Below are 20,321 nucleotides of genomic sequence, written 5' to 3'. Positions count from 1 at the left end.
AAAGACCGGCCATCTAGCCGGTCTTTTTTGTTCTGAACTGATCCTCTTGCACCTTATCAATCTTATTCCGCTGATTTTTTGCTACTTTTGTAGTATAACATCACTCATTTTTTTCACCTGAATGAAAATACTCAAATTCGGCGGTACCTCCGTGGGGTCAGCTGAGAGAATGAAGGCGGTAGCCTCGCTCATCCTGAATGGTGAGCCTAAAATCGTGGTGCTTTCGGCCATGTCGGGCACTACAAATGCGTTGGTACAGATTGCTGAAACGCTGTACCAGAATAAACATGACGAAGCAAAGGCGCTGATAAAGACGCTGCACGATAAGTATAAACAGGTGGTAGAGGAACTCTACACCTCCGATGACAAAAAGAAACAGGCAAACGAGCTGCTTAACCAGCACTTCGATTATATCACAGCTTTCACCCTCGACCTCTTTACCATACACGAGGAGCGTGCGGTATTAGCGCAGGGCGAACTGCTGAGCACGGCGCTTTTCCAATTTTACCTGGAGGAGCAGGGCGAGAATTCAGTGCTTTTGCCAGCCCTCAACTTCATGAAAATTGATGAAAACGAGGAGCCTGATAATGAATACATCGCAAAGCAACTGCAAAGGGAGCTGGAGAAGCACCCTGGCGTGGAGCTTTTTATCACGCAGGGCTACATCTGCCGCAATGCGTTCGGAGAGATTGACAACCTGAAACGCGGCGGATCGGATTATTCTGCCTCTCTGATTGGCGCTGCAGCTGATGCCCAGGAAATCCAGATTTGGACCGACATTGACGGCATGCACAACAACGATCCGCGCATCGTGAAGAACACCTACCCGATAGCGGAACTGTCTTTTGACGAGGCGGCGGAGCTGGCATACTTTGGTGCTAAAATTCTGCACCCGAGCAGCGTGCAGCCAGCCAAACAGAAGAACATTCCGGTAAAGCTGCTGAACACCATGGAGCCTCAAGCCAGAGGAACCACCATTAGCGCTAACACCGAGGGCGGCAAGATTAAAGCTGTCGCAGCCAAAGATGGTATTACCGCAATCAAAATTAAGTCTGGCAGAATGCTGCTGGCTTATGGCTTCCTGCGCAGCGTGTTTGAAGTGTTTGAAAGGTATAAAACACCTATCGACATGATCACAACCTCCGAAGTAGCTGTGTCCCTGACGATTGACAGCGACAAGTTCCTGGACCAGATTGTAGCGGAGCTGAAGGAGTTTGGGCAGGTGGAGATTGACCAGGACCAAAGTATAATTTGCGTGGTAGGCGACTTTATAGCTGAGCGCAGCGGCTCCGGCCTGGCTATTTTCGAATCGTTGCAGCACATACCGCTGCGCATGATTTCTTATGGCGGCAGCAAAAACAACATTAGCTTTCTGGTAAGCACAACAGACAAAGTGGAGGCTTTAACAAAACTGAACGATGGCATCTTTAACAGAAACGACTCCCATAATGCTTAATTTAAACCCGGAGCAGCTGCAGCAACATGCTACTCCGTTGTATGTATATGATCTTAACCTGCTGCGCCAGACGCTGCAAACTGCACAGCAGGAAGCTAGGAAGTATAACTTTCATGTGCATTACGCTTTAAAAGCCAATGCCAACAAACCTGTTCTGGACGAGATGCGCCAGCACGGTTTCGGGGCCGACTGCGTGAGCGGCAACGAGGTGAAAGCGGCCATCGCAAATGGTTTTTCGCCGAAAGAGGTGGTATTTGCCGGTGTGGGTAAATCAGATGAAGAGATAAACTATGCGTTGGAGCAGGAGATTTTCTGCTTTAACTGTGAGTCGAAGCACGAGCTGGAAGTGCTAAACGAACTGGCGGAGAAGAAAAACACGGTTGCCCGCGTGGCGTTGCGTATCAATCCGAACGTAAATGCCAACACACATAAGTATATCACCACTGGTCTGGAAGAAAATAAGTTCGGTATCAACTCCTGGGAGCTGGACAGTGTATTGGAGCTGCTGCAGCAACTGAAACATGTGGAGCTGATCGGCATCCATTTCCATATTGGGTCGCAGATAACAGACCTGACTGTATTTAAGAACCTGTGCACGCGCGTAAACGAGTTTCAGGAATGGTTCTTGGCGCATAACATTAAGTTGGAGCATTTAAACGTAGGCGGTGGCCTGGGCGTGGATTACTACAACCCAGACGAAACGCCTATACCTGACTTTGCCGCTTACTTCGGGCTTTTTAATCAGTTTCTGGAGCTACGGCCAGGGCAGCAGGTGCATTTCGAACTGGGCCGGTCGCTGGTGGCGCAATGCGGTACGCTTATCTCAAGAGTGCTTTACATCAAGAATGGAGTTACCACAAACTTTGCCATTCTAGATGCCGGCATGACCGAGTTGATACGTCCGGCACTGTATCAGTCTTATCACAAAATTGAGAACCTGACAAGCCAGAAACCGGAAGTGCGTTACGATGTGGTAGGGCCAATCTGTGAGTCGAGCGACTGCTTTGGCAAAGCGGTTATGCTGCCTGAGACCAACCGTGGCGACCTGATCGCGATCAGAACTGCCGGAGCATACGGCGAGGTAATGGCGTCTGCCTATAACCTGCGCGACAAAGCAAAGGCGCTTTACGTATAGCTGCCTGATATTGTAAGTATAAAAAGCCGCTTCTGCTGCAGTAGAAGCGGCTTTTTTATACTTACCGGGACTTAACGCGAAGCCCCGTTGGCACCTCTTTTCTTGCTTGCCACCGGCACCTCTGCCGATACAATAAAGTCAGGCTCTGCATGTGCGATTCCGTCCTTGCTTTTCAGATAGTTTGCTAGTTCCAGTGCATTTCCGGAAGAGTTTTTATCTACACGCAGCAAGTAAGTTTGCCCGCTCAGCGGCATCAGCACTTCCGCCTGGTAATCAGCGGCGAGTGAGGCCAACACATCACTGCTTCCCTCCTGCACCGTAACAATCGCCTCATTGCTAATACCCAACAGCCCGTCGCCATTCATAAAATATGGTGCAACGTACGTTATAGCCGGATCTTGCGCCAACAGCTCCATTGCCTTTTCTACCTGCTTACAATTTAAGCCGTCTACCAGCTCAATGTTATGCAGCAAAGCCGAGTTTGAGCTGATTTGTCCGTTTTCGCCTTTCACAAAACCATAAGCGGCTACTGCTTCAGCCTCTTCTGCTGCACTTAAGCCGGCGGCAAAGGATACCAAAATCTGCTTCGTGAAAACACTGCCCAGGTTCTTCTGCTCGTTGTTATAAAAGTAAGTATGGTTTATACAAGAGCCGTTGCCAGCTTGCGCTCTTAGCAGCGTAGGGCCAGCTTTTATATTTCGGATGGGAGTTGCCCCATCATTTCTGCAAGACGACAGCACCAGGGCTACCATCAAGAAGGTGAAAAAGGGTATAGCTATTTTTCTCATCTTGGTACAAATTTAAATCAATAACAAGTTGATTATTTGTACGGTAAGACTTTGATTATAGCTGCAAATTAATTAATTTAAAATTAACATAGTATAATTACTATATCTATATATACGGCTTTAGGACTCACAAATAAGCTATTCCTAAAATATAGTACAATTCCCAAACATTCTAAGCCGCCTCCTCAAGTAAGGTATAAGAAGCGTTTATAAACTGCTCCGCCGACACGTTTGATGGCAGCTGTGCTATAAAAGCAATCGTCTGTTTAAGGGCTGGCAAGTATAGCAGCAGGTCTTTACGCGATATTGTGCCTACCAACTGACAGACTTTTGCATCCGAGCCGAATGTAGCCAGCTCCCGCCATGGCAGTTGCGGCAAAAACTCTGGCATAGTTGTGCGCAAGTATATTTTCAGTTCGTCGTCCTCCTCCAGCGGTACAGACCTTAGTTGCTCCTCATCGTTATACCTGAATTTGGGGTAGTTATACTTATAGCCATCCAACGCCGCCGATACATCGGCCCAAACAGCAGAGCCAGTCGGGTGGCTGCCAGCGCCCCGCCCTTTCAGAAATTGGTTACCGGCATACTTTGCCTGCAGTTGCACTCCGTTAAATTCCGCCTCCACAAAGTATAGCTCAGAGTCCGGGAACACTAAAGTCGGCAGCACCTGCAGCTCCAGTTTGTTATTTTTGTTGAGTTTGGCGGATGCCACTAACCTGATACGAGCGCCCAACGACTGCGCCAGCGCCACATCCTGCTTAGAGATATGCTGAATACCGCAACGCAGCACCTGCTCCGGTTTAATTACTGCCCCGAAGGCATGTGCGGCGATCAGGCTTATTTTGTGCAGCGCATCATACCCACCTACATCCAATGTCGGGTCAGCCTCCGCGAAACCAAGTGCCTGAGCCTGAGCCAGCGCCTCGTTATAGGAAACACCCTCGCTATCCAGCTTGCTAAGTATAAAATTAGAAGAGCCATTAAGAATTCCGCTTACCTCCTGCAGCGGCTCATTGCTATAGTATGCCTCCAGTGTGCGCAAAATCGGGATGCTGCCGCACACAGCCGCCTCATAAAGCAGCGTGCCGCCAAACTCCTGCTGCAGTGCCACCAGCTCCGTCAGGTTCTCCGAGATCATTTTCTTATTTGCCGACACAATGGTTTTCCCTGCCTCCAGCGTCTGCTTCACAATATGCAGTGCCTCTTTGGGGTTACTGATCAGTTCTGCAAACAGATCTATACTATCATCCTGCAGCAGCTCCTGCGGGTTGTAAATGAAGCTGTGGCTGGGCAAGGCGCGTAACTTCTCGCGGTCGCGTACGCAGATTCTGGCAACCTGCAGGTGCGGGTTGTCCTGCAAAACATCGTGCAGTCCCTGGCCTACGCAGCCAAAACCAAATATGCCAATGCGCTTAGTGCTCTTGTTTTTCATATTCTTCTTCTGTTACAATCTTTTCTTGTTGATAAAATTGCCGGATAGCGTTGGTCAGCTGATCCACCTCCACCAGAAAGCCATCGTGCCCGTAATTGGACTGGATCAGGTGGAAAGATGCCTGCGGCACCTGCGCATGCAGAAAATGCTGCTCCTCCACCGGAAACAGGAGGTCAGTGTCCACGCCCACAAATAGGCTTCGGGCTTTGACCTGTGCAAGCGCCCGCTCCACTCCTCCCCGGTCGCGGCCCACGTTATGCGAGTCCATGGCTTTGGAGAGCAGCCAATACGTATAAGCGTTAAACCGCTGCGCCAGTTTATCACCCTGGTACACCTGGTAACTGGAGGCCCGGTAATTATCGGTTATACTATGGCCTGGCTCCTGCTGCGCCTCATTATAAGTATGGTAGTGCCGATACGACAGCATAGCAATGGCTCGCGCTGTTTTCATTCCTTCCCTGCCGGCCTCTGCCGTGTTGGTAGCCCAGCTTTGGTCTTGGCGGATAGCCATGCGCTGGCTTTCGTTAAAGGCAATGCCCCACGGCGAATGCCTTGCATTGCTGGCCACATGCACCAGCCGCTCAAACAAATTAGGTGCCTGCAGCACCCACTCCAGCGCCTGCTGCCCACCCAGCGAGCTGCCCAGCAATGTATGCACCAGCTCCAGATCCAGCTCCTGCCGCAGCAAATCAAAAGCGCGCACAATGTCGCGGTTAGTGAGTTGCGGAAAAGTATGAAAGTAAGGCTGCAGCGTTTTAGGGTTTACTGACAGCGGCCCCGTGGAGCCGTAGCAACCGCCCAGGGTGTTGGCGCACACCACAAACCACTCGCGCGGGTCATAAAGCTTTCCCTCCCCGAACAGGTCGCACCACCAGTCGGTAAAATCGGAGCTGCCGGTTAGGGCATGGCACACCCACACCACATTGCTGCGCTGCGGGTTCAGGGTGCCGTAGGTGGTATAAGCGAGTTGAAAACCCGGAAGCGTTGCCCCCGACTCCAGCCGGAATTCCTGTTGATGATGAAATATGTGCTGTTCTGGCATTTTATAAATTAGTCTATGGCTAGCTCTGCCTCGGTTACTTTGGCAAAGGCCTGCTCAAAATCGGCTTTGATATCTTCTATGTGTTCGATTCCGGCGGATACGCGCAACAAGGTTGAGTCTACGCCGGCGCTTAGCTGCTCCACATCGCTTAACTGTTGGTGCGTGGTAGAGGCCGGATGTATGATCAGGGTTTTGGCGTCCCCCACGTTAGCCAGGTGACTTACCAGTTGCAGGCTGTTCACAAACGTTTCCGCCTGCTGCTTATCGCCTTTCAACTTGAAAGAGAAAACCCCTCCAAAACCGCGCTTGAGGTATTTCTTGGCTAGCTCATGGTATGGGCTGCTCTCCAGGCCAGGGTAGTTCACGCTCTCCACCAGTTCGTGCTGCTCCAGCCACTTTGCCAGCGCCAGGGCATTTTGCACTGTTCTGTCCACACGCAGCGAAAGTGTTTCCAAGCCTTGCAGCAGCAGGAACGAATTGAACGGGCTAAGCGCAGGACCGAAATCCCGAAGGCCTTCTACACGGGCACGAATGGCGAAGGCGATGTTTCCGAAAGGTCCGTCCTCCCCAAAAACCTCCCAGAAGTTGAGGCCGTGATACCCTTCCGAAGGCTCTGAGAACTGCTTGAATTTGCCGTTGCCCCAGTTAAAGTTGCCACCATCCACAATCACGCCGCCAATGCTGGTACCGTGGCCACCGATCCATTTTGTGGCAGACTCCACCACCACATTGGCTCCGTGCTCCAGCGGGCGGAACAGGTAACCGCCTGCGCCAAAGGTATTATCCACCACCAACGGAATATCATACTTGCGGGCAAGTGCGGCAATGGCCTCAAAGTCCGGAATGTTGAAACGCGGATTACCAATGGTTTCCACATAAATGGCCTTGGTTTTCTCGTCGATCAGCTTCTCGTAGCTTGCTATCTCTTCGTTCTCGGCAAAGCGTGCTTCAATGCCCAAACGTTTGAATGATACTTTAAACTGGTTATAAGTGCCGCCATACAGGTAACTGGTTGTCAGGAAATTGTCTCCGGCCTCCAGAATATTATTAAGAGCTATAAACTGTGCCGCCTGGCCAGATGCCACAGCCACTGCCGCCGCTCCTCCTTCCAGGGCCGCTACGCGCTTCTCAAACACATCTGTAGTGGGGTTCATGATGCGGGTATAGATGTTGCCAAACTCCTTCAGGGCAAACAGGTTAGCACCGTGCTCTGCGTTTTTGAAGGCATAAGAAGTGGTCTGGTAAATCGGTACGGCGCGCGACTGTGTAGTTGGATCTATTTCCTGGCCAGCGTGCAGCTGTAGCGTATCGAAGTGCAGTTTTTTAGACATAGTTATGCTGATTTTTTATTTTTTGAAAAGAAAAAGTATGATTAAAGTATAAGCAGGCATGCTGTAGAGGTATAAGTGGGCCGTAGCAGCAGATGTGGAATCAGCTACTAAACCTTATAATCAAACAGGAATTTTATATCTTGATTAACAGCAACAACAGCCAGGCATGACACACATGGGCGTGTGCATGACAGCAAATTTAGCAGGAGCTAAAAAGCAGATCTGCGATAGCGCTTTGGCTACCGGCGAAACTAATATTACGTGCTGTGTTGAGTTGATTCCCTTGTTCATGGCCGTATCAATTTATATTCGTCCGGCACCCTGCCGAACTCAGGAATTAGCACCTTAACACCGCTGGTTAGGTTGCTAGCGCTTCACAGAGCCTGTCTCTCCACGCTTCTTTATAAATCAATGCGCTAAGGGCGTATTGACTTGATGTTGCAAGTATACGGGGCGCTTTTTTAAAAAGCCAAATGTTTTTGATGTTTTTTTGAAATCAGCTTTACAAGCCTTCACCCTCATGTCAGCTCTTTAAGTCTATACTCGCGCAAGCGTCCGTTTGTCTCTCTATACTCAAGTCGCTGTTCTAGCGACTTGACACAAGCTATACTTTCTTGCTGCTGCTGATCCTCAGTCCTGAATAGCTATAGCTGCATTTCATACTTTGGCTCCCTCTAGCCCGGGAGGGCTCGTCTTTCCGCATCGCACTGGGACCTTTTCCTTTGCTCCTGCGTCGCAATGCCTCGCTCTCGCTCGGCACCGGAAAAACTCCAAAGGCGCTCTTTTCGAGGGCCCCTACCCCCACGGAAAGACTGGGATCAGTTTTCGATAGCCACAGCCATTCAATTAGAACTGGACTCCCTCCCCTGTTTTTAGGGGAGGGTTGGGGTGGGGTGAAGCTCCCCTCCTTAAATAAGGAGGGGCAGGGGTGGTTAGACCCGGTACTACCAAAATCCTATTAATTTAATAATCCTCCCCATCCCTATTCAGACAAAAAACTTTTTCTCTGCTACCGTACTAATTATTTTAGTCAAAAAATCCTATCTTCGAATTTTAGGAGCCGGCGCTCTGCCGGTTGTGCAGGAGATAGAAACGTTGTAGCCCATGTCCCAGATTTTTTTTCGCCAGACGGTAGAGCACGAGGAATACCAAGCCCCGTTATCTCTTTATGAGCTGCACCAGCAGATTCGGGAAGAGCTGGAAGTGGCATTTCCGGACAGTTATTGGGTAGTGGCAGAGGTAGCTCAGGTTAACGTGGACCGCCGCAAAGGCCACTGCTACCTCACGTTGGTAGACAAAGGCGACGATGCACGGCAAATGCTGGCGCAGGCAAGGGCTACCATCTGGGGCTCACGATTCCAGATGCTGGGACGATACTTTGAAGAGAAAACAGGACATCCGCTAAAAGCTGGCCTCAAAGTGCTGCTGCAGGCAACGGTGCGCTTTCATGAGTTGTACGGCCTTAGCCTCGACATTACCAGCATCGACCCGAACTATACTATCGGAGATCTGGCAAGGCAGCGCCAGGAAACATTAAAACGCCTGGAGGCGGAGGGCTTGCTGGAGGCAAACAAAGAGCTGGAGCTGCCGCTGGTACCTCAGCGGCTCGCGGTTATCTCTTCGGCCACGGCTGCTGGCTTCCAGGATTTTATACATCAGCTGGAGAACAACAGCTACGGCTATAGTTTTAAGCACACGCTTTTTGCGGCTACGGTGCAAGGCAACGATGCTCCGGCTTCGGTGGCACAGGCTTTTGCTCAAATTGCTCGAGAAAGCGAAACGTTTGATGCGATTGTTCTGATTCGCGGAGGTGGTTCTCAAACCGACCTAAGCTGCTTCGACGACTATAAGATCGCTGCTGCCATCGGCCATTCGCCACTGCCGGTGCTCACGGGTATCGGGCATGAGCGCGATGAAAGTATTGCCGATTTGGTGGCCAACACCCGCCTCAAAACACCTACAGCCGTTGCCGGTTTCCTGATCGACAGGTTTCGGGAGGCAGAGGAGCTTGCCGAAAACATGTTCGACAGCATCCGGATGTTTGCAGCGCAGCAGCTTAAGCTGACAGATGACAAGCTTGAGCGCCTGAGTCTGCGCTTAAACAACATCACCAAACAACAGCTACAGAACCGTAAGGATAAACTTGAAAACCTATCGAGGGGGTTGCTGCTGAAGCCGAAGTCTTACCTGGAGGCGCAACGGCATTTCGTCAGCGATCTGGAAAAAGACATTTACTCTGGCACCAAAGACCTCCTGCATGAGCGGCAGCGGCATTTACAGGAGCTGTCGGTGTGCGTGGAGGGTAAAAGCCAGCGCTACCTGCACATGAAGGAGCACGAACTCAACCACCTGGTGCATTGCGTGGAAACGGAGGCAAAAGATAACCTGAAGAAAAACCAACTGGCATTTACAAAGTACGGCGATAAGCTGGAGTACGGCACCAAAGGCAAACTCCAGGGAGAAAACCATCGCCTGAAGCTGCTGGAAATGAGCATTGAGGCAAACAACCCTGAAAAGCTGCTACTACGCGGCTATACGCTGACGCTGCTAAACGGCAAAATTATTAAAAGCATAAAAAACGTTAAAGACGGCGATGTGGTGGAGACAAAGATGCAGGACGGCACTCTCCATAGCATGGTTGTAAATATAGATACAGATGAATAAAGATTTAAAGGACATGACGTACCGGGAAGCAACGCAGGAGCTGGAGGAGATTTTACGCGCCATCGAGAATGACGCTGTGGACGTGGATGAGCTGACGCAGAAAGTGCAGCGGTCTTCGCAATTGATAAAGTTGTGTAAGGAGAAGCTCCGTAAAGCCGAAAAGGCCATCGACCAGGTTTTTAACGAAGAAAATTGCGAAACACCCTCCCCAGCCAAGCAGCAGGATGACAGTGCAGGTACGCTTTTTTAGCTTTTAATTTACCCGTTTATACTTTACATCAGCAACAAATTGGATACAGATACTCCGGTTACCCTACCGCGAGTTTTAAACCAGTGGTTTTCCATACGGCAATCTTTCAGCTTGCGAAAGGATAAAGGAGTATCACTGATCTGGAGCTTATACTGACACTAAAAAGCTCCTTCACTTCAGTATGTCTTCACAGGGGCGCTTTTCATTTGAGATGGGCATTACAAGTATAAAGCCGCAAAACCCTGCGGCTTTATACTTGTAACTTTATTATTATCGGTTAAGCTCCTTTACCTCTTTCCAGGTCCAGTTATTCTTTGGCTGTATGTTTTTGTAGGCTTCGCGATAACAAGTTACCACCTGCTGCTTCAGCTCCTCCACAGGTATAGATGAAGTATAAATTTCGCGCTCAGTGGGGTTGGCGTAGGTTTCGGAGCGGTTTAGCTTATCGCCATCCAGGCGCAGCAAAGGCCCGGTTTCAGTTACTGAATCGTAGGTCCAGCGGCGGCCGGAGGTTTCCAGCTCATTTAGCCTGGCAGCGATTGCAGCCATACTTAGGCGCGGCAGCGTTGGCCTTGAGGTAATATCTACCCAGGTAGTATACTTATACTCCAGCTCATACTTGTTATCCTGGTAGCAGGCCAGCACCATGTCGAAGCCCTGCGTACGGCTGAAAAGCGCATAATAATGCAGCGGGTGTGGCGTTTCTATAATAATCAGGCCTATTTCAGGATGCCGTGTGATCTTTGTATCCGGCTTATACATATCGCGGTAGCCCAGCAGCACGCCGCCCACTTCATCTTCCCAGGCACCTCGCTCCCAATCCGGGTCCTGCAACACACGGCCAAATTCACGTAAAAAATACTTGAACTTCTGCACACACTGCATAGCCTCCTTCTCCTCCATCTCATCAGCCTCAAAAGGCTTGTAAAATAACTCCCGCTCTTTGGCATTAAGCCAGCAAACCAGCTTCAGCGCCTCTCCGGCCAGCGGGTGGTTCAGGTCCAGCTCCCTAAAATCGCCGATCAGCGCCATCTGCCGCAGCAGTTCCTCATGCTCCAGTGCCAGCTCCGGGTTCAGCAGCGCCCATACGCCCACAAAACCGTCTATGTCAAAATGATTGGCTGTTACATACGGCAGGTCTAGCCCTAGCATGTTCTGGCGCAACGCATTCAGCACAATGCCTGCGCTGGTATCGTCTTTTACGGCTTCGGTTGTGGGGGCGCCTTTCCAGTGAGAAAGCATTATACCATTGGCATGTGCGCTATCCACTACAATAGCCTTTTTATTTTTAACCTCCGAGAAAGGTATAAACTGTCGTTTCTGCATGCCCTAAAATTGCAGATACGTCCGCCAACCTGCAAATTTTTCTAGACAACTTAGGTTTAGCGCCCTACAGTTTTGCTGTCATCAAGTTCTTTAATTCTCGGCTATACTTGTTAACTTTCCGGCAGAACAACCCGAATACCGCCCATGGCACTACAACAGATTTACCGCACCTCCCTCTCCCTGCTTACCGACCTCTATCAACTTACCATGGCTTACGGCTACTGGAAAAACGGCATGGCAGAGCAGGAAGCAGTGTTTCATTTATACTTTCGGAAGAACCCGTTTGGCGGTGGTTATACTGTGGCGGCCGGTTTGGAGCATGCTATACAATACCTGCAGGCACTGAAATTTACGAAAGATGATCTGGCTTATTTAGGCAGCTTAGAAGGCAGCCAGGGCCAGCCGCTTTTTGAGCAAGGTTTTCTGGATTATCTGGGGGCGATGGAGTTTACCTGCGATGTAGATGCCGTGCTGGAAGGCACCGTGGTTTTTCCGAGTGAGCCGCTGGTTCGTGTTAAAGGGCCTTTGCTGCAGGCACAGCTCATCGAAACGCCGCTGCTCACCATCATCAATTTCGAAACACTGATAGCCACCAAAGCTGCCCGCATTAAAGAGGCTGCCAAAGGCGATATGGTAATTGAGTTTGGCATGCGCCGGGCACAGGGCATCGACGGCTCTCTTTCTGCAGCACGCGCCGCTTATATTGGCGGAGCAGACGCTACTTCTAACTTGCTGGCGGGGCAGCTTTACAACATTCCTGTTAGGGGCACGCACGCCCATAGCTGGGTGCAGGCATTCGACTCTGAAGAAGAGGCTTTTGAAGCTTATGGCGAGGCTTTTCCGCAAGACACCGTGTTGTTAGTCGATACTTATGATACTTTAGAAGGCGTAAAGAAAGCCATTGCAGTTGCCCAAAAACTACAGCCTAAGGGGTTTGGATTCGGTGGCATCCGTCTGGATTCCGGAGACCTTACTTACCTGAGCAAGGAAGCCCGCAAGCTGCTTGATGAAGCTGGTTTTACCGACACCAACATTGTAGCCAGCAACGACCTGGACGAGCGCCTGATCACACACCTGAAGCAAGAGGGAGCCAAGATAAACGTGTGGGGCGTGGGCACGAAGATGATTACCGCATACGACCAACCAGCCTTAGGCGGCGTGTACAAACTGGCAGCCCTGAAAGACGGCACTTGGGCGTATAAGATAAAACTATCGGAGCAACTGGTAAAAACATCTAACCCCGGTATACTGCAAGTACGCCGCTACTTTAACCAAGAGCGCTACCTGGCTGATATGATTTACAATGAGCTGGAGCCACTCCCGGAGCAGCCGCAGATAGTAGACCCTCTGGACTCGACCCGCCGCAGAAACGTGGAGCAGGATGCGAAGTATAAAGACCTGCTGGTGCCTGTCTTCAAGCAAGGGGAGCTAATTTATACTTTACCGGGCCTGCCAAGTATAAAAGCACATTCGTTGCAGGAAGTGAGCCAGCTGCACGAAAGTATACGCCGCTACCTGAACCCACACAATTACCCAGCCGGGCTAGAAAGCGGATTGCATCACTTTAAAATAGACCTTATCCTGCAGCTTCGGGAGAAAGAGAAGAGCCGGTAACAGCGACATTTATACTTTGTAAGCAGCGGTTATTTACGTTTCCCGCGCCTGTTCGAGATCTTCTCAATACGTTTAGTGCGCACCCATCTCAGGTACTTTTGCAGCGGCTCCGCCTCCTGCAGGGCAGGTATGGTATTGTATACCTGAGCCAGATCCCGGTTACTGAAAGTGAGGTGCAGTGTGCTGTGGCAGGGTTGGCATAGTTCGGCAGTAGCCCCATACCGGCCTCCCTCCTCGCGGGGCACAAGGTGGTGCCGCGAGAGGTTCAGCACCTCTCTGCCGCAAAGTTCGCATACCTGCTCCGCCTGCTTCTTGGCCATGTATCCTAAGCTTAAGCTTTTTTAGGATAAACAGCTTCGAAGCAAGTATGGTTTAGCTCACAAGAAGTATAAACAGGCTGTTTGCGAACTATCAAAAAACAGAAAAAGCCACGATACTTACCGTGGCTCTTTGCTCTTGAGTGGTTTAAGATGATGACTATTTCCAGTCTGGCATTGTAGCGTTGGAAAATATTTTGGTGCGGTTGCTCCCGTTGGCATCCATGATATAGGTATCGTAAGGCCCAAATCCATCGTTGGGTGTATTCACGAAAATTATTTTATCGCCTGTTGGGGAGTAGCGCGGGTATAGGTCATTTGTGCCGGCTGGCTTACCGCCAGATAAATCTGTTACGCGGTTGGTTTCTAAATCTTTCCGGTAGATGCGTGCATTCAGTTGCCGGCCTTCAGTATTCTCAAACCCTGCCTGGTCATGTGTGTAAAGTATACTTTTGCCGTCTATTGAAAACGCAGGACTCTCTACACGCCCTGGCAGATTTTCTACCAGCAAAGTCATGTTGGCTCCGTTGGCATCCATGATATAGATTTCAGAGTTGTTGATATTCTGCCCGATGGTCTGCGCCACAATTTTGTTGCCCTGGTCAGTCCAGTCGAGCATGCGGAAGTGGCGGCCTTGCGGCGCTGTGGCCAGTATAGTTAAGCCAGACCCGTCCCTTTCGATGCGGTACAGTTTATCGTAATGCGGGTAAATCAGCTGTCCGCCATCCGGCGACCATACAAAACCGATCCCTTGGTTATGGTAGCCCGCAATGGGCACAGTGGTAATTTGCTGTTTGTTGGTGCCGTCCAGCCTCATGGTAAATATCTGGGGCTCAACCGTTGCGTTAGAGGAATAGGCAATCACATCGCGCTTGGGGTTCAGCAACGGCCACCAATCGCGGCTCAGTTCTGATGTTAGCCGAAAAGTATTTGCCTCAGTGCCGTCTGAGCGGTAAATGTTATAGTCGCCGTCTATGGCGCGGGCAAAAAGATAGCGTGCGTTTGTGATCGGCATCGTGGTAAAGCTCCAGACATCGCCGTTAGATGTCCTGCCGCTGGCATCTCTCACCACCACCTGCCAAAAGTATGTTGTGTTGTACTTCAGGTTTTTGGCTACCACACTCGTATCCGAAACAGATTCAGCTATACGCTTTTTTTCGGTGTTTCCAGATTCGTATAAGTATACGTCATAAGACAGGGTATCGCCGCTGTTGGCTTTCGGGGCTTTCCACCGCAGGGTTACGTCTGCGGGCTGCGATGTCGTTCCGGACTCAGGAATCGGATTGCTTGCTTTGCCTGGTGCCAGGCCGCCGCCTACACTCTCCTCCAGCACAATGGTTACGTGGCTGCTTTTAAAGCTCTTCACAGCAACTGTTACGCCTTTAAACTTGTAGCCGATCTTTTCAGCAACTACGTTATACTCTCCTGCATCTACCTCCGAGATAGAGAAGTTGCCTTCCGCATCTGTAATAACAGCGGCAGTGGCAGGCTTGGTAGTTATACTTACTCCTGAGATCGGTGCATCGGTTTCGGCATGTATGACAACTCCTCTGATAGTGCCGCCTCCTTCAGGCTCTACAGTTTCTTCGTTGCAGGAAACAATACCGATTAAAAGCAGGAAAAAGCAAAACAGCTTAAGGGTGAAAGCAGCTTTTAGCATGTGTAGGTTAAGTTTGGTGTGGTAATGATCAGCAGGAGCAGCCCTGATAACATATAATCATATACTTATATATTTGATTTATGTTGCCATAGTATATGATTAAATCATATTAAAAATACATTTAATTATCTAAACATTAATTATGCATAGCAGCACTGGGCGAGCTATAGAAGTATAGCTCACAAATGATTTTGGAATTGATGATACCTCTAAGTAAAGTATGATTTGTGTACGAAGCTATTGCTTTTGTATTGTAGCAGGTGCAAAACCGCGGCTCTGCTCAATAGTGATGTTCATGTTGTTGCCTTCCTGCACCACTTGGTAAGACCGTGAGGCCGGAGTAGTTTCTACCTGGTTAATAGTGTTGTTGCTGCCAAGCTGAATGAGGCTGTAGTCTAGATTATTACCCCTAATTTGTTGGTTTACGGCGTTGCCATCTCCCTGCTGCACCACATCGGAGTTAAGATTGTTACCCATAAGACTGGATTCGAACGAGTTGTTGTTTCCGTACTGGCTTACAGATGTACTGATACCTGAGCCATATTGCTGCACCGCTACCTGGTTAAAGCTGCCAACCTGCAGCACATTGGCTTGGTTCGCAACGGTGTTTGTCTGCACTTGCTGCACATCAGACACGTTTGCCTCGCCCTCCTGGTTTGTGAGCGCAGCATCTCCGGCAGTAGCAGGCAGCCTGTTCAGTTTGTTGGCTCTCAGGTTTTCCAGTAAAGCTTCCTCACTTTTGCCAGTCTGCGCCGTTGCCTGAGTCAGCGCCAACGTAACGATGGCAATCACAGCTAAAATTACTTTTTTCATACTTGTTGTAGTGGTGAGTGTGTTTTATTTAAATAACCCATGCAGCGGGACTAGCCTGCTGCATGGGTTATTTATACTTCTATTGCTGGTTTATGATGCTGCTGTTGGCAGTACCCGTCTGTGTTGTTGTAGACATGTTGCCGCTACCATACTGGCTGGTCGAGGCGCTGTTCATCAACCCATCCTGGGTAATGCTGCCGTTGTTCATCATACCCATCTGATTTAAGGTAGCAACGTTGCCTCCTAAGCCCGATTGCGTAATGCTGCCCACGTTCAAGTCACCGTCCTGACTGATGTACGCTTCATTATCCATGCCGCCATATTGGTATATATCAGCTAGGTTAGCGCTACCGTCCTGATCAATATCGGCTAAGTTATTAACGCCCCCTTCCTGCCAGGTGGTGGCTATATTTAGGCTTCCGTCCTGGTCAATGTTAGATTCGTTGTCTTCTCCTTCAAACTGAGTTGCTTCCGCTATGTTATCAGTACCGTCCTGGTCAACTTCTACATCGTTATCCACGCCTCTGATCTGGTTTGTTTCTGCCCAGTTGTCCATTCCATCTTGTTCGATATCGGCGTCATTGTCCATACCGGCATCCTGCAAAATAGCTGCGTAGTTACGATCGCCATCCTGGTCAATGTCTGCTTCATTATCTTCGCCAGCGAACTGCCCAATGTAAGTGTCGTTTAGCTCACCGTTTTGGTCAATGTCGGCATCGTTGTCCTCGCCGCCATACTGCCCAATATAGGCTGAGTTCCCAACACCATCCTGATCAATGTCGGCATTGTTATTTATACCTGCATCCAGTTGCTGAATAGCAGCATCGTTTAACATACCCTCCTGATCTATTTCGGCATCGTTATCCTCTCCCATTGTTTGCTCTACATAGGCAACGTTCATGTCGCCGTCCTGGTCAATGTCGGCGTCATTGTCCATACCGGCATCCTGAATGACAGTAGAAGTGTTCATCAAGCCAGACTGATCAATGTATACTTCGTTTTCGATACTGCCGGTTTGCAATACACTGGCTACGTTAGCATTTCCGGTCTGAGCAACAACTACTATATTGCTCATACCTAGCACCTGGTCTACCACTGCACTGTTAGTGGTGCCGGTTTGGGTTGTTGTGGCAGAATTGGCGGTGCTTTGCGCATAAGCTGAACCAGTTGCAAAAAGCATAACAGACACAGCCGCTGCTGCGAATTTAAGTTTGTTCTTCATAGTTGTTTAGATATTAAAAAGTTTAAAATGATTTACAATTATGTTATACTAGAAGCGATTTTCATTGTTGCATTCATAAGTACAAATTTTATACTTTTCTAATTTAAATTTTCAGTAGCTGGAGCTGCACCAGCAAGTGGCATTTTTATTACATAATAGTTGCCTCTGCTTTGGCTATAACAGCAAATACAGAGAGCTTACTTGATCAGCAGTATTTTAGAAAGTATTTAAACAGTAAAGGCACCGCCTGAGAAGCGGTGCCTTTACTGAGGATTAAGTAAAAGTATCACTGCTGCGTAATAGTACTTATGTTACCTGAACCAGACTGCGTTGCAGTAGCGGCATTACCTGTTCCGATTTGAATGATGGCAGCCGAGTTCAGAAACCCTGTCTGGCTAATTTCCCCCATATTATGCCATCCGTCTTGCGTTATTTCAGCAGTGTTATCCATACCGCCATCCTGATAAATACCAGCCTCGTTAGCCATTCCGTCCTGATTCACGGTAGATGTGTTGTCTTCACCTTCAGCCTGAACAACTTCAGCATAATGGTCGCTGCCATCTTGGTGTACATACACATCGTTATCTCCGCCGCCCAGCTGTTCGACATATGCTGCATTCCAGTCGCCATGCTGGTAAACGGCTATATCGTTTCCCCAACCTTCCATCTGCAAAATGTTAGCATAATTATCAGTACCTGCCTGCTCCACTTTTACAGAATGCGCTTCGCCGGCATGCTGGTAAACTAAGCTGATATTATATTCTCCCTGCTGACTACTAACAGAAGCGTTGCCAGCACCGCCTGACTGGCTTAACCGGGTAATATTCAAAAAGCCACTTTGGTCGGAATCAGCGATGTTATCCGCACTGCCTACTTGCTGCACTTTAAGATCGTTCAAATCACCCCATTGTGTAACGTATGATGCATTGCGGTCCCCATCCTGATCAACTTCTGCGTGATTGTCATAAGCGTAGTGCTGAATAACGGTTGCACTATTCTCGTTACCCAGCTGATCTATATCAGCATAAGCTCCTGCCGCACCCAACTGCTCAACGTAAGAAGTATTTGCATTGCCATTCTGGTTGATCATTGTTCTGTTTCCCTCGCCTTCTTCCTGTAAAACAGTAGCGTTATCCGAGCTCCCACTCTGGTTCACATCGGAGGCGTTATTTACTCCCCACAGCTGTTCTATGCTGGCTAGGTTGGATGAGCCCCTTTGGGTATTTGTGGCCGTATTAGAATAGCTTTGTGCAAATGCAGGGCCAGTGGCCAATAAAACTGCTGCCATGGCGGCATAAGTATGTTTTGGTTTCATGATTGAAATCTGTTTTATGCATGTTTGTTCCAGATGAAATGAGCCTGCTATAAGTGGTATGCCAGAACTAGCCTAGCAGGAAAAAAATAAGGCACCAGTTTTAACCCGGTGCCTTACTATTAAAGTACTAATCAGCTACTAGTGCTGCGTGATAGTGCTCACGTTGCCTGAGCCACTCTGAGTAGAAGTTGCAGAGCTTCCGCTGCCCATTTGGCTGATGGTTGAAGTATTGCTGCTACCGCTTTGCGAAATACTAGCAGTGTTCATTAAACCTGCCTGAGAAACAGAAGCAGTGTTCATCATACCTGACTGGCTAATGTCAGCGCTGTTTAAGTCGCCGTCCTGCAGTATAGAGGCTTCACTGAAAGCAGCGAAGCTCTGTGAAATCACACCAGTGTTAGAAACACCGCTCTGGTCTACAGTAGCTTCGTTATAGAAACCACCTGTCTGATAAACATCGGCAGTGTTAGAAGTACCAACCTGCGAAACAGCTGCAGAATTGTTAAGACCACCTAACTGCTGCACATAAGCGCTGTTCATGCTTCCGTCCTGCATAATGTCGGCAGTGTTGTCCATGCCACCCATCTGGTAAGTGCTGGCAGAGTTAGAGGCGCCATCCTGGTTTATGATAGCCGTATTGTCCTCGCCGCCCATCTGCACAACAGAAGCAACATTTGAAAGTCCGTCCTGGTGAACATAAGCATCGTTGTCCCCGCCGAATAGTTGTGCCACTTCAGCTGTGTTGTCATCGCCGTGCTGGTATACATCGGTATCATTCTCCCAACCAGCCATCTGCATGATGGAAGCATAGTTACCATCACCAACTTGCTCTATATCCGCAGTATGGTCCATGCCTCCAATCTGGTCTACCATTGCCGTGTTCATATCGCCAACCTGATCCACATCTGCATCATTGTTGTCTCCACCGTACTGGCCTGTGAATGCAGAGTTCATATAACCGTCCTGATCAACATCTGAGTCGTTATCTTCTCCGCCCGATTGAACTACAAGAGCAGAGTTTGATTCGCCGTCCTGCTCTACGTCAGCGTCATTGTCTTCACCGCCGGTTTGGTCTACAATCGCAAAGTTTGAAATACCTTCCTGGTCAATGTCCGCTTCGTTGTCTTCGCCACCGTACTGGAAAATAGACGCCACGTTCAGGTCACCATCCTGGTCAATTTCAGCATCGTTATCCTCGCCTTCAAACTGATCAATGTACCCGTCATTGTCAAGCCCATCCTGCTCAATGTCAGCATCATTGTCTTCGCCATCAGTCTGGAAGATAGTGGCAATGTTTCCTGCGCCTTCCTGGTCGATGTCGGCTTCGTTATTCTCTCCGCCAGTTTGCTCCACATATGCATCGTTGGCAGAGCCAACTTGATCAACATCTGCATCATTATCCACACCATCAGTCTGGAAAACAGTGGCAATGTTCAGGTCTCCTGTTTGGTCAACATCTGCATTGTTACCTACACCGCCAGACTGCTCTATCAAAGCGTCGTTCGTAATGCCGGCCTGGTTAATGTCTGCTACGTTGCCTGCACCTCCGGTTTGCACAATGGAAGCTACGTTTGCAGAGCCGTCCTGAGTGGCTGCAGCGCTATTCAGCATGCCTCCATCCTGTAGTGTACTGGCTACGTTGTTGTCGCCACTCTGCGTAGTAGCAGCAGTGTTTGAAATTCCGCCCAGTTGATCAATAGTCGAAGTGTTTGTTACTCCAGCTTGTGTACTTGTTGCTGTGTTCGATGTGCTTTGTGCAAATGCTGAGCCTGCTGCGAACATCAGTGCTGCTGTAGCAGCATAGATTACTCTTTTTTTCATGCTAATGAGTTTTAAATGAGGTTTAAGATGATTTACATTAGCATTATACCAGCCTTCAATATTAAAGTTTCAAAATTTATTAATATTTTTTATTTAATTATATACATATTACTCATAACGCTTTAATTGAATCTT

Annotated in this window: 16 protein-coding genes and 1 riboswitch; of the genes, 5 read left to right on the top strand and 11 right to left on the bottom strand. The window is 49.1% G+C overall.

The window, feature by feature from the left end; genetic code table 11:
- Positions 1 to 121 precede the first annotated feature (121 nt).
- Complete coding sequence (locus tag Q1B04_RS08895) at positions 122 to 1,456, top strand: aspartate kinase (protein ID WP_299758247.1); 1,335 nt, start codon at positions 122 to 124, stop codon at positions 1,454 to 1,456.
- Positions 1,449 to 2,591, top strand: coding sequence for a diaminopimelate decarboxylase (lysA, locus tag Q1B04_RS08890; RefSeq protein WP_299758244.1), 1,143 nt, complete (start codon positions 1,449 to 1,451; stop codon positions 2,589 to 2,591). Before Q1B04_RS08895 ends, lysA begins: the two co-directional genes overlap by 8 nt.
- A gap of 71 nt (positions 2,592 to 2,662) precedes the next feature.
- Here lysA and Q1B04_RS08885 read toward each other — a convergent pair whose 3' ends face one another.
- The 4 genes from Q1B04_RS08885 to Q1B04_RS08870 all read right to left on the bottom strand — a co-directional run bounded on the left by Q1B04_RS08885 (position 2,663) and on the right by Q1B04_RS08870 (position 7,184).
- Positions 2,663 to 3,379 carry a hypothetical protein gene (locus tag Q1B04_RS08885; RefSeq protein ID WP_299758242.1) on the bottom strand — a complete coding sequence of 239 codons (717 nt, stop codon included), beginning with the start codon at positions 3,377 to 3,379 and terminating at the stop codon, positions 2,663 to 2,665.
- Positions 3,380 to 3,551: 172 nt separating this feature from the next.
- On the bottom strand, positions 3,552 to 4,811 hold the full coding sequence (locus Q1B04_RS08880) for a homoserine dehydrogenase (RefSeq protein WP_299758240.1): 1,260 nt from the start codon (positions 4,809 to 4,811) through the stop codon (positions 3,552 to 3,554).
- Entirely contained in the window at positions 4,792 to 5,853 is a 1,062-nt protein-coding gene (metX, locus tag Q1B04_RS08875) for a homoserine O-acetyltransferase (RefSeq protein WP_299758238.1), read from the bottom strand. Before metX ends, Q1B04_RS08880 begins: the two co-directional genes overlap by 20 nt.
- A gap of 8 nt (positions 5,854 to 5,861) precedes the next feature.
- Complete coding sequence (locus tag Q1B04_RS08870; protein WP_299758235.1) at positions 5,862 to 7,184, bottom strand: O-acetylhomoserine aminocarboxypropyltransferase/cysteine synthase; 1,323 nt, start codon at positions 7,182 to 7,184, stop codon at positions 5,862 to 5,864.
- A gap of 300 nt (positions 7,185 to 7,484) precedes the next feature.
- Positions 7,485 to 7,594: riboswitch (SAM riboswitch) on the bottom strand.
- A gap of 694 nt (positions 7,595 to 8,288) precedes the next feature.
- On the opposite strand from Q1B04_RS08870, the gene xseA reads away from it, so the two are divergent.
- Positions 8,289 to 9,848 (top strand): exodeoxyribonuclease VII large subunit, encoded by a 1,560-nt coding sequence (xseA, locus tag Q1B04_RS08865; RefSeq protein WP_299758232.1) that lies wholly within the window; start codon positions 8,289 to 8,291, stop codon positions 9,846 to 9,848.
- A complete protein-coding gene (gene xseB, locus Q1B04_RS08860) occupies positions 9,841 to 10,098 on the top strand; it encodes an exodeoxyribonuclease VII small subunit (protein ID WP_299758229.1) in 258 nt (85 codons plus the stop codon). Before xseA ends, xseB begins: the two co-directional genes overlap by 8 nt.
- Before the next feature lie 270 nt (positions 10,099 to 10,368).
- On the opposite strand, the gene Q1B04_RS08855 is transcribed toward xseB, so the two are convergent.
- Complete coding sequence (locus tag Q1B04_RS08855; protein ID WP_299758228.1) at positions 10,369 to 11,424, bottom strand: DUF6687 family protein; 1,056 nt, start codon at positions 11,422 to 11,424, stop codon at positions 10,369 to 10,371.
- 144 nt (positions 11,425 to 11,568) lie between these two features.
- On the opposite strand from Q1B04_RS08855, the gene Q1B04_RS08850 reads away from it, so the two are divergent.
- On the top strand, positions 11,569 to 13,038 hold the full coding sequence (locus Q1B04_RS08850; protein WP_299758226.1) for a nicotinate phosphoribosyltransferase: 1,470 nt from the start codon (positions 11,569 to 11,571) through the stop codon (positions 13,036 to 13,038).
- Between the two features lie 29 nt (positions 13,039 to 13,067).
- Here Q1B04_RS08850 and Q1B04_RS08845 read toward each other — a convergent pair whose 3' ends face one another.
- The 6 genes from Q1B04_RS08845 to Q1B04_RS08820 all read right to left on the bottom strand — a co-directional run bounded on the left by Q1B04_RS08845 (position 13,068) and on the right by Q1B04_RS08820 (position 20,186).
- Entirely contained in the window at positions 13,068 to 13,358 is a 291-nt protein-coding gene (locus Q1B04_RS08845) for an HNH endonuclease (RefSeq protein WP_299758224.1), read from the bottom strand.
- Positions 13,359 to 13,515: 157 nt separating this feature from the next.
- Positions 13,516 to 15,015: a carboxypeptidase-like regulatory domain-containing protein gene (locus Q1B04_RS08840; RefSeq protein ID WP_299758222.1), complete on the bottom strand. Its 1,500-nt coding sequence runs from the start codon at positions 15,013 to 15,015 to the stop codon at positions 13,516 to 13,518.
- 237 nt (positions 15,016 to 15,252) lie between these two features.
- A complete protein-coding gene (locus tag Q1B04_RS08835) occupies positions 15,253 to 15,828 on the bottom strand; it encodes a hypothetical protein (protein ID WP_299758220.1) in 576 nt (191 codons plus the stop codon).
- A gap of 79 nt (positions 15,829 to 15,907) precedes the next feature.
- Positions 15,908 to 17,050 carry a hypothetical protein gene (locus Q1B04_RS08830; protein WP_299758217.1) on the bottom strand — a complete coding sequence of 381 codons (1,143 nt, stop codon included), beginning with the start codon at positions 17,048 to 17,050 and terminating at the stop codon, positions 15,908 to 15,910.
- 286 nt (positions 17,051 to 17,336) lie between these two features.
- Entirely contained in the window at positions 17,337 to 18,365 is a 1,029-nt protein-coding gene (locus Q1B04_RS08825) for a hypothetical protein (protein ID WP_299758214.1), read from the bottom strand.
- A gap of 138 nt (positions 18,366 to 18,503) precedes the next feature.
- Positions 18,504 to 20,186, bottom strand: a complete 1,683-nt coding sequence (locus Q1B04_RS08820) for a hypothetical protein (protein ID WP_299758212.1) — start codon at positions 20,184 to 20,186, stop codon at positions 18,504 to 18,506.
- Between the last annotated feature and the right edge of the window lie 135 nt (positions 20,187 to 20,321).

The sequence above is a fragment of the uncultured Pontibacter sp. genome, from assembly GCF_947495565.1.
Taxonomy (GTDB): Bacteria; Bacteroidota; Bacteroidia; order Cytophagales; family Hymenobacteraceae; genus Pontibacter.
This window is presented reverse-complemented; position numbering and strand designations above follow the sequence as displayed.

Bases quoted from the DNA above. Each gene is read 5' to 3' on its own strand.
- Q1B04_RS08895 (WP_299758247.1), top strand. From the start codon at position 122: ATGAAAATACTCAAATTCGGCGGTACCTCCGTGGGGTCAGCTGAGAGA.
- Q1B04_RS08825 (WP_299758214.1), bottom strand. From the start codon at position 18,365: ATGAAACCAAAACATACTTATGCCGCCATGGCAGCAGTTTTATTGGCC.
- Q1B04_RS08885 (WP_299758242.1), bottom strand. From the start codon at position 3,379: ATGAGAAAAATAGCTATACCCTTTTTCACCTTCTTGATGGTAGCCCTG.
- Q1B04_RS08855 (WP_299758228.1), bottom strand. From the start codon at position 11,424: ATGCAGAAACGACAGTTTATACCTTTCTCGGAGGTTAAAAATAAAAAG.
- Q1B04_RS08840 (WP_299758222.1), bottom strand. From the start codon at position 15,015: ATGCTAAAAGCTGCTTTCACCCTTAAGCTGTTTTGCTTTTTCCTGCTT.
- xseA (WP_299758232.1), top strand. From the start codon at position 8,289: ATGTCCCAGATTTTTTTTCGCCAGACGGTAGAGCACGAGGAATACCAA.
- lysA (WP_299758244.1), top strand. From the start codon at position 1,449: ATGCTTAATTTAAACCCGGAGCAGCTGCAGCAACATGCTACTCCGTTG.
- Q1B04_RS08830 (WP_299758217.1), bottom strand. From the start codon at position 17,050: ATGAAGAACAAACTTAAATTCGCAGCAGCGGCTGTGTCTGTTATGCTT.
- Q1B04_RS08845 (WP_299758224.1), bottom strand. From the start codon at position 13,358: ATGGCCAAGAAGCAGGCGGAGCAGGTATGCGAACTTTGCGGCAGAGAG.
- xseB (WP_299758229.1), top strand. From the start codon at position 9,841: ATGAATAAAGATTTAAAGGACATGACGTACCGGGAAGCAACGCAGGAG.
- Q1B04_RS08820 (WP_299758212.1), bottom strand. From the start codon at position 20,186: ATGAAAAAAAGAGTAATCTATGCTGCTACAGCAGCACTGATGTTCGCA.
- Q1B04_RS08870 (WP_299758235.1), bottom strand. From the start codon at position 7,184: ATGTCTAAAAAACTGCACTTCGATACGCTACAGCTGCACGCTGGCCAG.
- Q1B04_RS08835 (WP_299758220.1), bottom strand. From the start codon at position 15,828: ATGAAAAAAGTAATTTTAGCTGTGATTGCCATCGTTACGTTGGCGCTG.
- Q1B04_RS08880 (WP_299758240.1), bottom strand. From the start codon at position 4,811: ATGAAAAACAAGAGCACTAAGCGCATTGGCATATTTGGTTTTGGCTGC.
- metX (WP_299758238.1), bottom strand. From the start codon at position 5,853: ATGCCAGAACAGCACATATTTCATCATCAACAGGAATTCCGGCTGGAG.
- Q1B04_RS08850 (WP_299758226.1), top strand. From the start codon at position 11,569: ATGGCACTACAACAGATTTACCGCACCTCCCTCTCCCTGCTTACCGAC.